This window comes from Oceanicella actignis (assembly GCF_900111545.1).
Taxonomy (GTDB): Bacteria; Pseudomonadota; Alphaproteobacteria; order Rhodobacterales; family Rhodobacteraceae; genus Oceanicella; species Oceanicella actignis.
In genome coordinates this window covers 109795-124356 of record NZ_FOHL01000009.1, presented here as the reverse complement: position 1 = coordinate 124356, position 14562 = coordinate 109795, and the positions used below count along the sequence as shown (strand labels likewise).

The following is a 14562-nucleotide window of genomic DNA, read 5'->3' as shown; positions in this document are numbered from 1 at the left end:
CAAGCGGCGGCGTCATGGGCCGCCCGTTTCCAGATGCCCGTCCGGGGCCGGATTCGCAATGCCGCTCACGGATGCTTGAGCGCGCCGGCGCCGAAGGCCGGGCCGGGCGGCGCCGCCCTAGAACCGCCCCTCGCCCTCGGAGCCGCGCCCGGCGCGAGCCGGCTTCGGCCCCGACCGCAGATCCGGCTTCGGGCCAGGCTTCGGGCCCGGCGCGCCGGGCGAGGGCGCCGCGGCCGGCCGCTGGCCCTCGGCCCCGGGGCGCGGCGCGGCGGCGGGCGAAGCGGGCTTGGCGCCGAGGCCCAGCGCGCGGGCGCTGACGTTGCGGCCCAGAAGCTCGAGCGCGGCGCGCAGGCGTTCGTCCTGCACCGGCGCCACGGTTCGGGCCAGATCGCGCGCCTTCTCGGGCGGCAGCCGGCGCGCGGCCATGAGGCGGCGGGCGCGCGCGAAGGCGGCGGGCTCTTCGGCCATGCCGGCGGGCGCGTCGGGCGCCACCTGCGTGACCTTGACGCGCGAGACGGCGCGGTAGCCATACATGGCGTTGATGCGCTGGATGATGCGGGGGGCCTGCATCTCGACCTCGGGGGCGCGCGCGCCGGGGACCAGCACGATCAGCGTCGCGCCCATGCCGCCGGCGGCATACGAGATCTTCACCGGGCGGCAATGCGCGGCCAGCGACTCGCCCACGATCTCGGGCCAGTGAGCCAGAACGGCGGGCTCGGCGAAGCCGCGCTTGCCGAAGGCGCCGGCGACGGGCTTGCGCATCATGGCGGCCGCATGCAGGAACCCCACCGCCTTGCGCGGGGGCGGCTCCTGGGGCGCCGAGGCGGCCGCGCGCGGCTTGCGCGGGGCCCTGGGGGGCTTGCCCGCGGCGTCGTGATGGTCAATGTGGCTGGTCATGACCTCGCTCCGTTCCAGCGCGCACGATACGCGCCCCGCCCCCGAGTCGGAAGGGCCCATGGCCGAGGCGCCCCAGGAGCCGCGCCCCGACGCGCCCTGCCCCGACGCGCCGCGCCCCGACCCGGCGGCGCTGCTGGCCTGGTATGACCGCGCCGCGCGGCGCCTGCCCTGGCGCACGCCGCCGGGCGCGGCGGCGCGGCCCGATCCCTACGCCGTCTGGCTGTCCGAGATCATGTTGCAGCAAACCACCGTGGCGGCGGTCATTCCGTATTTCCAGACCTTCATCCGCCGCTGGCCCACGGTGGCCGAGCTGGCCGCCGCGCCCGAGGATCAGGTCATGGCCGCCTGGGCGGGGCTGGGCTACTACGCGCGCGCGCGCAACATGCTGCGCTGCGCGCGCATCGTGGCGGCGGCGGGCGGGCGCTTTCCCGCCGACGAGGCCGCGCTGCGCGCGCTGCCCGGCATCGGCCCCTACACGGCGGCGGCCATCGCGGCCATCGCCTTCGACATCCCCGCGACGGTGGTGGACGGCAATGTCGAGCGCGTGATGGCGCGCCTGTTCGCGGCGACCGATCCGCTGCCCGCCGCCAAGCCCCGCCTGCGCGCGCTGGCCGCCGGGCTGACGCCCGCGCGGCGGCCGGGCGATTATGCGCAGGCGGTGATGGACCTGGGCGCCACGGTCTGCACGCCGCGCAAGCCCGACTGCCCCGCCTGCCCCTGGCGCGAGGATTGCGCCGCGCGGCGCCTGGGCCTGGCCGCCGAGCTGCCGCGCAAGGCGCCCAGACGCGCCCGCCCGCATCGTCGCGGCGTGGTCTTCGTGGGCTTGCGCGAAGACGGCGCGCTGCTGCTCGAGACGCGCCCGCCCGAGGGGCTGCTGGGCGGCATGACCGGCCTGCCCGGCGGCGCGTGGCGCGAGGCGGCCGAGCCGCTCGACGACCCGGCCCCGCCCTGCCCCGGCGACTGGCGCCGCCTGACGGCCGAGGCGCGGCACGTCTTCACCCACTTCGCCCTGACGCTCGAGATCCGCGCCGCGCGGCTCGGCCCCGAGGCGGCGCCCGAGGGCGGCGCCTTCTTCGCGCCCGATGCGCGCGCCCGCGCCGCCGAGCTGCCGACCGTGTTCCGCAAGGCGGTGGAGCTGGCCTTGCCCGAGCTCGAGGCCGCCGGCCCGGGGCGCTGACGGCCCCGGCGCGCAACCATGGCGCACGCGCAGACGCCCGGAGCCTGCGCTCCGGGCGCCGCCGCGCCGGCGCGCGAAAGGGTCAGGCGCCGTCGCCCAGCTCGGCCCGAAGCTGCTGGCGCAGCACGTCGATGGGCGCCGGGCGGCCGTCCTTCTTGAAGTGCCAGTAGGTCCAGCCGTTGCAGCTGGGCGCGCCCTCGAGCGCGGCGCCCACCTGGTGGATCGAGCCGCGCGCGTCGCGCGCGACCAGCGTGCCGTCGGCGCGCACCTTGGCCACATGGCGCCCGTTGATCGAGTAGAGCAGGTCGCCCGGCTCGAGCAGCCGCCGCTCGACCAGCTGACCGAAGGGAATGCGCGGCTCCTTGCGGCGCGCGCGCGTCACGCGCACCGCGTCAAGGTCATAGGGCACGACCGCGTCGATGCGCGCCTGGGCGACCTTGCGGTAGGCCTCTTCGCGCTCGATGCCGATCCAGTTGCGCCCCAGCCGCTTGGCCGCCGCGCCGGTGGTGCCGGTGCCGAAGAACGGGTCCAGGATCACGTCGCCCGGATTGGTCGTGCCCACGATCACGCGATGCAGAAGGGCCTCGGGCTTCTGGGTGGGATGGGCCTTGTCGCCGTTCTCGTCGCGCAGGCGCTCGCCGCCCGAGCAGATCGGCAGCACCCAGTCCGAGCGCATCTGCACGCCGTCGTTCAGCTCCTTGAGCGCCTCGTAGTTGAAGGTGTATTTGCCCGCCTCGTCGCGCGCGGCCCAGATCAGCGTCTCGTGCGCGTTGGTCAGGCGCTTGCCGCGGAAGTTGGGCATGGGGTTGGACTTGCGCCAGATCACGTCGTTCAGGATCCAGTAGCCCAGATCCTGCAGCGCCGCGCCCACGCGGTAGATGTTGTGATACGAGCCGATCACCCAGATCGCGCCGTCGGGCTTGAGCACGCGCCGCGCGGCCTTGAGCCAGGCGCGGGTGAAGCGATCGTAGGCGGCGAAGCTGTCGAAACGGTCCCAGGCATCGTCCACCGCGTCGACGCGGCTGTTGTCGGGCCGGTGCAGCTCGCCCTTGAGCTGAAGGTTGTAGGGCGGATCGGCGAAGATCAGATCCACCGAGCCGGCGGGCATGGCGTTCATCGCCTCGATGCAGTCGCCCGCCACGATCTGGTTGAGCGGAAGCTCGCCCGCCCCGGCCCGCGCGGCGGCGCGCGATGCGCCGGCCGATCCCGTCTTGATGCTGGACGCCATTGGCTTGCCCCTCGTTGCCTGTTGTGTAGGGCCAAGATGAGGCGCCAGCGATTCGGCGTCAATTTCTTTTTTGAATCAGGGATTTAGAAATCAATCTTGAAGCAATATCTTGTGTATGGGGGCAAAGGAGCGCCGATGATGTTGCGTCACCCCCAAGCGCTTGAGGGCCTCGCGATGGGCGGGGACTCCATATCCCATGTTGCGCTCCCAGCCGTAGCCGGGATGGGCGCGGGCCAGCGCGCGCATGATCTCGTCGCGCGTTTCCTTGGCCGCGATCGAGGCGGCGGCGATCGAGATCGAGCGCGCATCGCCCTTCACCACGGCCTCGGACGGACAGGGCAGGCCGTCGGGGACATGCTTGCCGTCGATCAGGGCGAAGTCGGGCGCGCGCGGCAGCGCGGCCACCGCGCGGCGCATCGCCAGCCAGGTGGCGCGCAGGATGTTCAGCCGGTCGATCTCCTCGACCGAGGCGACGCCCACCCCGATCAGCGCCCGCTCGCGCAGCGCCGCCAGCAGCGCGGCGCGGCGCGCGGGGGTCAGCTTCTTGGAATCGTTCAGCCCCTCGGGGGCCGCGGCGGGGTCGGGAAAGGCCGCCGCCGCCGCCACCACCGGCCCGGCCCAGGGGCCGCGGCCGGCCTCGTCCACGCCGCAGACGAGGCGGGCGCCGGCGCCCAGCCGCGCGGCCGCCGCCCGCTCGAGCGAGAAGTCGGGGCCCGGCGCGCCCCGCCCCCCGGCCCGCGCGGCCACGGTCAGGCCGCGGCCGGCGCCGCCGGCGAAGCGCGCCGCGCGCGCGCCCGCTGCATGGCCGCCACGCCCGCCAGCAGCGCCAGGGCGGGAATGTACATCAGGTATTTCGAGGGCTGCGGCAGCGGGCGCAGCACCTTGAGCACCTCCTGATCCCAGTCCAGCCCCGCCTTCTGCGCCGCCGAGTCGAAGGCCACGTCGTCGATGACGACGCGCCCGTCGCGCTCGACCACCGCAAGGCCCGCCGCCTCGAGCCGGGCGGCGCCGTCGGCCGGGCCGCGCATGGGCACCAGGGCGACGAACTCGATCGGATCGCCCACCTCGTCCACCCCGCGCACGCGGATGCGCAGGCTCTCGCCCTCGGGGGTGGCGGCGGCGGCCTCGACCAGCGCGGCGGGCGGCGTCTCTTCGAAGGGGGGGTAGAGCTGGTCCATCCAGTAGCCCGGACGGAACAGCGTGAACGCCACCAGCAGAAGCGCCGCCGCCTCGTGAATGCGGTTGCGCGTCAGGAACCAGCCCTGCGTCGCCGCCGCGAACAGCAGCATGGCCAGCGTCGCCGTGACGAACACGAAGGCGCCGTGCAAGGGCCCGACGTCGATCAGCAGAAGGTCGGTGTTGAAGATGAACAGGAAGGGCAGCGCCGCCGTGCGCAGGCTGTAGAAGAAGGCGATGAGGCCGGTCTTGATCGGGTCGCCCCCCGACACCGCCGCGGCGGCGAAGCTGGCCAGGCCGACGGGCGGCGTCACATCGGCCATGATGCCGAAGTAGAACACGAACAGATGCACCGCGATCAGCGGCACGATCAGCCCGTTCTGCTGCCCCAGCGTGACGATCACCGGCGCCAGCAGCGCCTGCACCACGATGTAGTTGGCCGTGGTCGGCAGCCCCATGCCCAGGATCAGCGACAGGATCGCCGTCAGGAACAGGATCGCCATCAGGTTGCCGCCCGACAGCACCTCGACCACGTCCGCCAGCGCCGAGCCGACGCCCGTCTGGCTGACCGCCCCGACGATGATGCCGGCCGCCGCCGTGGCGATGCCGATGCCGATCATGTTGCGCGCGCCCGCGACCAGCCCGTCCAGAAGGTCGGCCGCGCCGCGCGCCAGCTGCCCGCCCAGCGGCTCGCCGCGGAACAGCGCGGTCAGCGGGCGCTGCGTCAGCAGGATGAAGATCATGTAGGCGGTCGCCCAGAAGGCCGACAGGCCGGGCGACAGGCGGTCGACCATCAGCGCCCACACCAGCACGATCACCGGCAGCAGGAAGTGCAGCCCCGACCGCACCGTCGGCCCGGGCCGCGGCAGCGTCGCGATGGGGGCGTCGGGGTCGTCCAGCTGCAGCGGCGCCTCGCGCGCCGAGACGCGCAGCAGCGCCAGATAGGCCGCCGTCAGCAGCGCGAACACGATGTAGCCCGCCGTGTCGGGGAAGGCGGCGCGGATCCAGCCCATGCCGTAATAGACCGCCAGCGACAGGCCGCTCAGCAGCGCGGCGCCGAAGGCGAAGCCGACCAGGCGGCGCATGATCGGCCCGGGCTCGTAGCCGCGCGGCAGGCCCTTCATCCCCGCCTTCATGGCCTCGAGATGCACGATGTAGACCAGCGCGATGTAGCTGATCACCGCCGGCACGAAGGCGTGCTTGACGACGTCGAAATACGGAATGCCCACATACTCGACCATCAGGAAGGCGGCCGCGCCCATGACCGGCGGCATGATCTGCCCGTTGACCGAGCTGGCCACCTCGACCGCGCCGGCCTTCTCGGCCGAGAAGCCGACCTTCTTCATCAGCGGAATGGTGAAGGTGCCCGTGGTCACCACATTGGCGATGGACGAGCCCGAGATCAGCCCCGTCATGGCCGAGCTGACCACCGCCGCCTTGGCCGGCCCGCCGCGCAGGTGCCCCATCAGCGAGAAGGCGACCTGGATGAAGTAGTTGCCCGCGCCCGCCTTGTCGAGCAGCGCCCCGAACAGCACGAACAGGAAGACGAAGCTGGTCGAGACCCCCAGCGCGATGCCGAACACGCCCTCGGTGGTGATCCACTGGTGATTGATCACCTCGCCCAGCGAGTTGCCCTTGTGCGCGATGATCTCGGGCATGTGCGGCCCGAGAAAGGCGTAGGCCAGGAACAGCGTCGCCACGACCATCAGCGCCGGACCCAGCGCGCGCCGGGCCGCTTCGAGCAGCAGCAGCAGCCCCGCGACGCCAACGACGATGTCCTGCATGTTGGCGGCGCCCACGCGCTCGGAGATCTGGCTGTAGAAGACGAACAGATACGCCCCCGCCGCCGCGCCCAGCAGCGCCAGCGCCCATTCCCATGGCGCGATGCGCTCGCGCCGCGAACCCAGCGCCGCCGCGCCCGCCACGCCCAGGCCGACCAGCGGGATCCACCAGACGGGAACCTCGTCCTTGGCGCCCATCATGAACAGCCCCGTCAGCGCCAGAGGCACGACGATGCCCAGCACGTTGCGCGCCGGCCCCTCGCCCGCCGGAAAGGCGGTGAAGGCCAGGAACATGGCGAAGGCCAGGTGGATCGAGCGCGCCTCGGTGTCGTTGAAGACGCCGAAGCCCAGCATGAAGGGCAGCGGCGAGGCGAACCACAGCTGGAACAGCGACCAGGCCAGCGCCGTCAGCATCAGCAGCCGCCCCACGCCCCCTTCGGGCGCGCGCGCGCCGGTGTCGGCGGCGGCCACCAGGTCTTCGACGTCGGCCGCGGGGCGGCCCTCGGGACTTGCCGTCGTTCTGGTCATGGGCGGTCTCCTGGCAAGGTGTGGCGCGATGCGCGGCGGAAGAGGCCGGCCGCGACGGGACGAAGCAGGCCCGCGGCGGGCCGCGTCCGGCGCGCGCGGCGGGCCGCGCCGGCTTTGGCTGCGAGGCGCCCGGGCGCAGGGGGGCCGGACGCAGGGGGCGGGACGCCCCAAGGCGGCGAGGCGGAACCGCGCCCGATCCGCGATCATTCCGCGGCGCCGAAGGCCCCGCGGCAAGGCGCGCCGCCCCGTTCGGGGGCCGCGCGCCAGGGCCGGGGCGCGGGCGCGCGGCCCACGCCCCGGCGCGCCGGCGTCACTTCAGCCAGCCGCGCTCCTTGTAATAGCGCACGGCGCCTTCATGCAGCGGCGCCGACAGGCCGGCCGAGATCATCTCCTCCTCCTTCAGATGGGCGAAGGCGGGATGCAGGCGCTTGAAGCGGTCGAAGTTGTCGAACACCGCCTTGACCACCGCATAGACCACGTCCGGATCGACCTTCGAGGACGACACGAAGGTGGCGCGCACGCCGAAGGTCTTCACGTCCTTGTCGTTGCCGGCATACATGCCGCCCGGGATGACGGCGCTCGAGTAGTAGGGGTTCTCGGCCACCAGCTTGTCGATCTCGGGGCCCTCGACGGGCACGATGACCGCGGCGCACGAGGTGGTCGCCTCCTGAATCGAGCCGTTCGGGTGGCCGACGGTGTAGATGATGGCGTCCACCTTGTTGTCGCACAGAGCCTGGCTCTGCTCGGCGGCCTTCAGCTCGGAGGCCAGGGCGAAGTCGTCCATCGTCCAGCCCTTGGCGGCCATCAGCACCTCCATGGTGCCGCGCTGACCCGAACCGGGGTTGCCGATGTTCACGCGCTTGCCCTTCAGATCGTCGAAGGTGCGGATGCCGCTGTCGGCGCGCGCGACCACGGTGAAGGGCTCGGGATGCACCGAGAAGACGGCGCGCAGCTCGGGGAAGGGCTGGCCCTCGAACTTCGAGGTGCCGTGATAGGCGTGATATTGCCAGTCGGACTGGGCCACGCCCATGTCCATGTCGCCGGCGCGGATGGCGTTGATGTTGGCGATCGAGCCGCCGGTGGACGGCGCGGTGCACTTGATGCCGTGCTCGGCGGCGCCGCGGTTGACCAGCTTGCAGATCGACTGGCCGACCACATAGTAGACGCCCGTCTGACCGCCGGTGCCGATGGTGATGAACTTCTCCTGCGCCAGCGCGCCGCCGGCGGCGAAGCCCGCCGCCAGCCCGGCGGCCGCGGCGACGCCGCGAGCGAATCTCGTGATCGTGGTCTTCATCGAACCCTCCTGTCTCGTTGTTCCGCCCCCAAGCGATTCTCCGGGGCGCATGGGCGAATGTTAACATCTGCCGCGCCCTGCGGCTTCCCGTCGCGCGCCGATGGGCGCGCATGGGCGGAAACGGACGAAAACACGCCCAAGACGGCGGTTTTGCGGCGGCACGACCCGCTTTTCGCCCCATTCCGGCCCCAAATCCGGCCGGACCCGACCAAAGTCCAGTTGCGCGGCGCCGCCGATCGGGGCGCCATGTCGCGATGCCCGCCCCCCAGCCGCCCCCAGCCGCCGCCGCAGCCGCGGCCCGCGCCAGGACCCGGACGCCGCCATGCCAGAGCGCCAGACGCCCCACCGCCCGCCCCGACGCCGCGCCCGGCCCGGCGCGAAGGATGCCCGCGCCATGCCGCCCGCCGCCGAGCCGCCCGCGCGCGGGCGCCGCTTCGTGCTGATCGCGGCCGGCGCGGCGGCCGTCGCCGCGGCTCTCGGCCCCGGGCGCGAGGGCCGCGCCGGCGCGAGGCCGCTTGCGCGCTGGCGCGGCGTCGCGCTCGGCGCCGAGGCGCAGATCCTGCTCGACCACCCCGAACCCGGCCCCCTGCTGGCCGCCGCCCGCGACGAGCTGGCGCGCATCGAGGCGATCTTCTCGCTGCACCGGCCCGACAGCGCGCTGGCGCGCCTCAACCGCGAGGGCCGTCTGGACGCGCCCCCGCCCGAGCTGCGCGCGGCGCTGGCGCTGGCGCGGCGCGTGCATGCGCTGACCGGCGGCGCCTTCGATCCCACCGTGCAGCCGCTCTGGCGGCTGATGGCGCGCAGCGGCGGGCGGCCCTCGGCGGCCGAGCTGGCCGAAGCGCGCGCGCGCATCGGGCTTGGCCGCGTCATCGACGACGGGCGCGCGCTGCGCTTCGCCGCGCCGGGCATGGCGCTGACCTTCAACGGCCTGGCGCAAGGGCTGGCCGCCGACCGCGTCGCGGCGCTGCTGCGCGCCGCCGGCCTGCGCAGCGCGCTGATCGATGCGGGCGAGCACCGGGCGCTGGGCGCGCGCCCCGACGGCGGGCCCTGGCGCATCGGCCTTGCGCCGCCGCCGGGTGCCGAGGGGCGGCGCGCGCCCTTCGCGTTGCGCGACGCGGCGCTGGCCACCTCGGCGCCGGCGGGGCTTCTGTTCGCGCCCAGCGGGCCGGGGCACATCCTCGACCCCCGCCCCGAGGGCGCGGGGCCGCGCTGGGCGCAGGTCAGCGTGCGCGCCCCCTCGGCGGCGCTGGCCGACGCGCTGTCCACCGCCCTGTGCCTGATGGACGAGGCGCCGGCCCGCGCCGCCGCCCGCGCCGCCGGCGCCCAGGCCTGGTTCTGGCGCGCCGCCTGAGCGCCCGCCGCCGCGTCCTGCGCTCCCGCTCTTGCGGCCCCTGCACGGTGCACCCTCGCGCGCCCCGTGCGCAGCGCCCTTGCCATCCGCGCCGTCCGCCCTTGCGCACCCACGCGCCCAGCCCTCGCGCGCACACACGGCCTGCCTCGCGCGCACGCATGGCTTGCCTCGCGCACACGTGCGTCCTGCCTTGCGCACCCGCGCGCCCGAGCTTGCGCACCCGCGCGCCCCAGCCTTGCGAACCCTGCACAGCCGGCCCTTGCGCCCCCTCGCCCCCGCCTTGCGGCGCCCTCGCGCCCCGCCCGCCCCGCATCAGGACTCGCGGCGCCGCTCATCCGCCGCGCGGGACGTGCCTGCGCTCGACGGCATCGCAGGCGGCGCGCGGGCGCGCGACGCTCGCCCTGCAAGAGGCGCGCCGACCCCCACCCGGCCGCTCGAGGCGCGCGCAGGCCCGCACCCGCCCCGCCTGCGCCCCCGCCCGCGCGCGCGAACCGCCCCGCGCGCCGCCCGGTCTGCGCCACGCCCGCGCGCGAACCGCCCCGCGCGCCCGCCGCCTTGCTCCGGCCCGGACGATCCGCTAGGAAACCGGACGATCCGCCAGGAAACCCGCGCGCGACCTCAAACGGACGATCAGCCGATGGCCAAGACCAAGCCCACCAAGACGCGGCGCCCCCGCGCCGAGACCCCGCGCGGCTTCCGCGACTATTTCGGCGCCGAGGTCACCGAGCGCGCCCGCATGCTCGAGCGCATCACCGAGGTCTACGCCCGCTACGGCTTCGACCCGCTCGAAAGCTCGGCGGTCGAGACCGTCGAGGCGCTGGGCAAGTTCCTGCCCGACGTGGACCGCCCGAACGAAGGCGTCTTCGCCTGGCAGGACGAGGACGAGGGCTGGCTGGCGCTGCGCTACGACCTGACCGCGCCGCTCGCGCGCGTCTACGCCCAGCACCGCAACGAGCTGCCCACGCCCTACCGGCGCTACGCCGTCGGCCCCGTCTGGCGCAACGAAAAGCCCGGCCCCGGCCGCTTCCGCCAGTTCTACCAATGCGACGCCGACACGGTGGGCGCGGCCTCGATGGCCGCCGACGCCGAGATCTGCGCCATGCTGGCCGAGGCGCTCGAGGCCGCGGGCATCGCGCGCGGCGACTATGTGATCCGCATCAACGACCGCAAGGTGCTCAACGGCGTGATGGAGCGCGCGGGCGTGCTCGACCCCGCCGACCCCGAGCGCGACGCCGCCCGGCGCGGCATCGTGCTGCGCGCGATCGACAAGCTCGACCGGCTGGGCCGCGAGGGCGTGCGCGCCCTGCTGGGCGCCGGCCGCAAGGACGAGAGCGGCGACTTCACCCCCGGCGCCGGACTCGACGACGCGGCCGCCGAGATCGTGATGGGCTTTCTCGACGCGCGCCGCGAGGACGGCGCCGCAACCTGCGCGCGCCTGCGCGAGCTGGTCGCCGGCAGCGCCGTCGGCGAAGAGGGCGTGGCCGAGCTCGAGCAGATCGCCGAGCTGCTGGCGGCGCAGGGGCTGGGCCCCGACCGCGTCGTGATCGACCCCTCGGTGGTGCGCGGCCTGGGCTACTACACCGGCCCGGTCTACGAGGCCGAGCTGACCTTCGAGATCCTCGACGAAAAGGGGCGCAAGCGCCAGTTCGGCTCGGTCGCCGGCGGCGGGCGCTACGACGACCTGGTCAAGCGCTTCACCGGCCAGAGCGTGCCGGCCTGCGGCGTCTCGGTCGGCGTCGACCGGCTTCTGGCCGCGCTGCGCGCCGTCGGCCGCGCCGGCGACGAGGCGCCCGGCCCCGTGGTGGTCACCGTCATGGACCGCGCGCGCCTGGCCGATTACCAGCGCATGACCGCCGAGCTGCGCGCCGCCGGCATCCGCGCCGAGATGTTCCTGGGCGGCGGCGCCATGGGCAAGCAGCTCAAATACGCCGACCGCCGCGCCGCCCCCGTCGCCGTCATCGAAGGCGAGGACGAGCGCGCCCGCGGCGTCGTCCAGCTCAAGGACCTGGCGCTGGGCGCGCGGCTGGCCGCGCAGATCGAGACCAACGAGGAATGGAAGGCCCAGCCCGCCCAGATCGAGGTCCCCCGCGCCGAGCTGGTGGCCGAGGTGCGCCGCATGCTGGCGCGGGCGGAGCGGGGCTGATGGCCGCCTCGCGCGCCTATCTTCCCGGCGGGCGGCTGGGGGCGGGCCTGGCCGAGCTGGCCGCCGAGACCGCCCGCATCAACGCCCTGTTCGCCGCCGCCGGCGCCGTCGCGGTCGAGCCCGAGACCCTTCAGCCCGCCGACATCATGCTCGAGCTCTACGGCGAGGACATCCGCGCGCGCGCCTTCGTCACCCACGACCCGGTGGCCGGCGATCTGGTGCTGCGGCCCGACTTCACCGCGCCGGTGGTGCGCCTGCACATGGCCCACGGCGCCACGCCCGCGCGCTACGCCTATTGCGGCCCCGTCTGGCGGCGGCAGGAGCCGGGCTCGTCGCGGCCCACCGAATACCTTCAGGCGGGCGTCGAGATCCTGGGCGCCGAAGACCCCATCGAAGCCGACGCCGAGGCCTTCGACCTGATCCGCCGCGCCCTGGGCGAAGGCCCCGACGCCCCCGAGCTGAGCGCGCTGACCGGCGACCTGGCCGTCGCGCTGGCCATGATCGACACGGTCGAGGGCCCCGAGCGCCGCCGCGCCGCGCTGCGCCGGCACATCTGGCGCCCGGCCCGCTTTCGCGCCCTGCTGGAAAGCTTCGGCCCCGCCCGCCCCGAACCTGGCCCCGAGCGCCGCGCCCTGCTCGAGGCCGTCCGCGCCGGCGACGAGCCCCTGCGCCGCCACATCCGCCGGCACAAGCTGGTCGGGCTGCGCGGGCTGGACGAGATCATGCAGCGCGCGCGCCAGCTGGCCGAGGACGCGGCCCTGCCGCCGCTCGACCCCGGGCGCATCGCGCTGATCGAGCGGGCGCTGGCCGTGCGCGGCCCCTCGGCGCGCGCGCTGGCCGAGCTGCGCGACATCGCCGCCGAGGCGCCCGCGCTGACGCCCGCGCTCGACCGCATGGAGGCGCGGCTCGAGGCGCTGGCCCGCCGCGGCGTCGACGCCGCCGCGCTGCCCTTCGACGCCTCGTTCGGCCGGGCGCTGGAGTATTACGACGGCTTCGTGTTCGAGTTCCGCGCCCCCGCCGCGCCGCACCTGCCGCCGCTGGGCGGCGGCGGGCGCTACGATGCGCTCACCCGCAGGCTGGGCGGCGGCCGCACGCTGCCGGCGGTGGGCGGCGTGGTCCGCCCCGAGGCGCTCATCGCCGCGCGCCGCGCCGCCCGCGACGACGAGGGCGCCGGCGAAGCCGGCCCGCCGGGCGCCCCCGAGGGCGCGGCCCCCCGCCCCGCCCCCGCCGAGGAGACGCGCGCATGACCATCCGCCTGGGCCTGCCCTCGAAGGGGCGCTTGCGCGACAAGACCGCCGCCTGGTTCGCCGAGCGCGGCGTGACCATCGAGAACGCCGGCGCCGAGCGCGAATACGCCGGACGCGTGCGCGGCGTCGAGGGGGTCGAGCTGGTGCTGCTGTCGGCCGCCGAGATCCCGCGCGAGCTGGCCGCCGGGCGCCTGCATCTGGGCGTCACCGGCGAGGATCTTGTGCAGGAGAAGATCCCCGACTGGCGCCGCGTCGTGACCCTGGCGGCGCCCCTGGGCTTTGGCCATGCGGATCTGATCGTGGCCGTTCCCGCCGCCTGGGTCGATGTCGAGACCATGTCCGACCTCGACGCCGTCGCCGCCGATTTCCGCGCCCGCCATGGCTTCAGCCTGCGCGTGGCGACCAAGTATCACCTCCTGGCGCGGCGCTTCTTCGCCCGCCACGGGGTCGCCGACTATCGCCTGGTCGACAGCCAGGGCGCCACCGAGGGCGTGGCCAAGAACCGCACGGCCGAGGCGATCGTGGACATCACCTCGTCGGGCGAGACGCTGCGCGCCAACCACCTCAAGATCCTTGCCGACGGGCTGATCCTGCGTAGCCAGGCCAATCTGTGCGTCTCGCGCGCCGCGCCCTGGGACGCGCCGCGCCGCGCCCTCGCCGAGCGGCTCGAAGGGGCGCTGGGCGTGCGGCTGCTTGAAAAGGCGAGCGCGACGCCATAGGTTCGCCCGGCAGTCGCGAATTGAGCGCGGCCGCCCGTCCGCTTCATCGACTCGCACACCCTTCCCGCGCCCATGGGGCGCGCAGCACGCCTTGGACGCCATGAACAACCTGCCGACGCTCCGCTCCGCCGCCCAGCTTCGCTCGCGCGTCAAATCCTGGCGCGCCTTCGGCGAAACCGTGGCGCTGGCCGCGATGCGCCCGGGGCTGCATGACGGACATCTGAGCCTGGTGCGCGAGGCCCAGCGCGAGGCGGACCGCGTGCTGGCCGTTCTGCTGCCCGAGGGCGACGAGGACGCCGCCGCCGACGCCGCCCGCCTGCAGCGCGACGCCGACCTTCTGGATCAGGAAGGGGCCGACGCGCTCTACATCCCCCCGCCGGACGAGTGCCTGCCCCCCGACCGGCGCACCCGCATCGCCGTCCCCGGCCTGAGCGAGGTGCTGTGCGGCGAAGAGGACCCCGCCGCCTTCGACGATTTCCTGTGCGCGATGCTGCGCCTGATGATCATCGCCCAGCCCGACGTGACGATGGTGGGCGAGCGCGACTGGCAGAAGCTGGCGCTGCTGCGGCGCGCGGCGCAGGATCTGGGGCTGAGCGCGCGCATCCTGCCCGCGCCCACCGAGCGCGACCAGGACGACGTCGCCCTGAGCGCCGCGGCCCTTGCGATGAACGACGCCGACCGCGCCGTGGCCCGCCGCCTGCATCGCGAGCTGACGCGCGCCGCGCGCGCCATCGGCGCCGGCGCCGACGTGGACCAGACCCTTGACGCCGCCGCCGACGCGCTGGCCGACGCCGGCGCCGAGGTCGAGTATCTGGACCTGCGCGACCCCGACACGCTGGCCGAGCAGACCGCGCATGACCGCGCCCGGCCGGGGCGGGTCTTCGGCGCCATCCGCATCGGCGACGCGCGGCTGATCGACAACGTGCCCGTCGAGGACTGACCGCGCCGCCCGAACGCCCCGCCCGCCCAAGGCGCAGCGCCGCGCACCGGCCCGGCACGCGGCGGGTCCCGACGCCCGGTC

At 74.8% G+C, this 14562-nt stretch carries 11 protein-coding genes; 6 read left to right on the top strand and 5 right to left on the bottom strand.

The features are described from left to right. Window positions 1-117: 117 nt before the first annotated feature. Window positions 118-897, bottom strand: a complete 780-nt coding sequence (locus tag BMW67_RS13330) for a DUF721 domain-containing protein (protein WP_072747983.1) — start codon at window positions 895-897, stop codon at window positions 118-120. A 58-nt stretch (window positions 898-955) separates the two neighbouring features. Between BMW67_RS13330 and mutY the strand changes: the two genes are divergently transcribed. Beyond that, a complete protein-coding gene (mutY, locus tag BMW67_RS13325) occupies window positions 956-2074 on the top strand; it encodes an A/G-specific adenine glycosylase (RefSeq protein ID WP_083581512.1) in 1119 nt (372 codons plus the stop codon). A gap of 82 nt (window positions 2075-2156) precedes the next feature. Here mutY and BMW67_RS13320 read toward each other — a convergent pair whose 3' ends face one another. From BMW67_RS13320 to BMW67_RS13305, 4 genes are all read right to left on the bottom strand, one after another. Next, window positions 2157-3302 carry a site-specific DNA-methyltransferase gene (locus BMW67_RS13320; protein WP_072747984.1) on the bottom strand — a complete coding sequence of 382 codons (1146 nt, stop codon included), beginning with the start codon at window positions 3300-3302 and terminating at the stop codon, window positions 2157-2159. 90 nt (window positions 3303-3392) lie between these two features. Next, a complete protein-coding gene (locus BMW67_RS13315; RefSeq protein ID WP_072747985.1) occupies window positions 3393-4049 on the bottom strand; it encodes a ribonuclease HII in 657 nt (218 codons plus the stop codon). 2 nt (window positions 4050-4051) lie between these two features. Continuing rightward, a complete protein-coding gene (locus BMW67_RS13310) occupies window positions 4052-6787 on the bottom strand; it encodes a TRAP transporter permease (RefSeq protein ID WP_072747986.1) in 2736 nt (911 codons plus the stop codon). Between the two features lie 310 nt (window positions 6788-7097). Beyond that, window positions 7098-8081, bottom strand: coding sequence for a TAXI family TRAP transporter solute-binding subunit (locus BMW67_RS13305; protein ID WP_072747987.1), 984 nt, complete (start codon window positions 8079-8081; stop codon window positions 7098-7100). A 394-nt stretch (window positions 8082-8475) separates the two neighbouring features. Here BMW67_RS13305 and BMW67_RS13300 point away from each other — a divergent pair, with 394 nt between their 5' ends. The 5 genes from BMW67_RS13300 to BMW67_RS13280 all read left to right on the top strand — a co-directional run bounded on the left by BMW67_RS13300 (window position 8476) and on the right by BMW67_RS13280 (window position 14481). Further along, complete coding sequence (locus tag BMW67_RS13300) at window positions 8476-9432, top strand: FAD:protein FMN transferase (RefSeq protein WP_072747988.1); 957 nt, start codon at window positions 8476-8478, stop codon at window positions 9430-9432. A 637-nt stretch (window positions 9433-10069) separates the two neighbouring features. Further along, window positions 10070-11575 carry a histidine--tRNA ligase gene (hisS, locus tag BMW67_RS13295; protein ID WP_072747989.1) on the top strand — a complete coding sequence of 502 codons (1506 nt, stop codon included), beginning with the start codon at window positions 10070-10072 and terminating at the stop codon, window positions 11573-11575. Next, window positions 11575-12822 (top strand): ATP phosphoribosyltransferase regulatory subunit, encoded by a 1248-nt coding sequence (locus tag BMW67_RS13290; protein WP_072747990.1) that lies wholly within the window; start codon window positions 11575-11577, stop codon window positions 12820-12822. The genes hisS and BMW67_RS13290 overlap by 1 nt, the downstream gene beginning before the upstream one ends. Further along, window positions 12819-13541, top strand: a complete 723-nt coding sequence (gene hisG / locus BMW67_RS13285; protein ID WP_072747991.1) for an ATP phosphoribosyltransferase — start codon at window positions 12819-12821, stop codon at window positions 13539-13541. Before BMW67_RS13290 ends, hisG begins: the two co-directional genes overlap by 4 nt. Before the next feature lie 100 nt (window positions 13542-13641). Then, on the top strand, window positions 13642-14481 hold the full coding sequence (locus tag BMW67_RS13280) for a pantoate--beta-alanine ligase (RefSeq protein ID WP_072748068.1): 840 nt from the start codon (window positions 13642-13644) through the stop codon (window positions 14479-14481). Window positions 14482-14562: the final 81 nt, after the last annotated feature.

Bases quoted from the DNA above. Each gene is read 5' to 3' on its own strand.
- BMW67_RS13300 (WP_072747988.1), top strand. From the start codon at position 8,476: ATGCCGCCCGCCGCCGAGCCGCCCGCGCGCGGGCGCCGCTTCGTGCTG.
- hisG (WP_072747991.1), top strand. From the start codon at position 12,819: ATGACCATCCGCCTGGGCCTGCCCTCGAAGGGGCGCTTGCGCGACAAG.
- hisS (WP_072747989.1), top strand. From the start codon at position 10,070: ATGGCCAAGACCAAGCCCACCAAGACGCGGCGCCCCCGCGCCGAGACC.
- BMW67_RS13330 (WP_072747983.1), bottom strand. From the start codon at position 897: ATGACCAGCCACATTGACCATCACGACGCCGCGGGCAAGCCCCCCAGG.
- BMW67_RS13310 (WP_072747986.1), bottom strand. From the start codon at position 6,787: ATGACCAGAACGACGGCAAGTCCCGAGGGCCGCCCCGCGGCCGACGTC.
- BMW67_RS13305 (WP_072747987.1), bottom strand. From the start codon at position 8,081: ATGAAGACCACGATCACGAGATTCGCTCGCGGCGTCGCCGCGGCCGCC.
- BMW67_RS13280 (WP_072748068.1), top strand. From the start codon at position 13,642: ATGAACAACCTGCCGACGCTCCGCTCCGCCGCCCAGCTTCGCTCGCGC.
- mutY (WP_083581512.1), top strand. From the start codon at position 956: ATGGCCGAGGCGCCCCAGGAGCCGCGCCCCGACGCGCCCTGCCCCGAC.
- BMW67_RS13290 (WP_072747990.1), top strand. From the start codon at position 11,575: ATGGCCGCCTCGCGCGCCTATCTTCCCGGCGGGCGGCTGGGGGCGGGC.
- BMW67_RS13320 (WP_072747984.1), bottom strand. From the start codon at position 3,302: ATGGCGTCCAGCATCAAGACGGGATCGGCCGGCGCATCGCGCGCCGCC.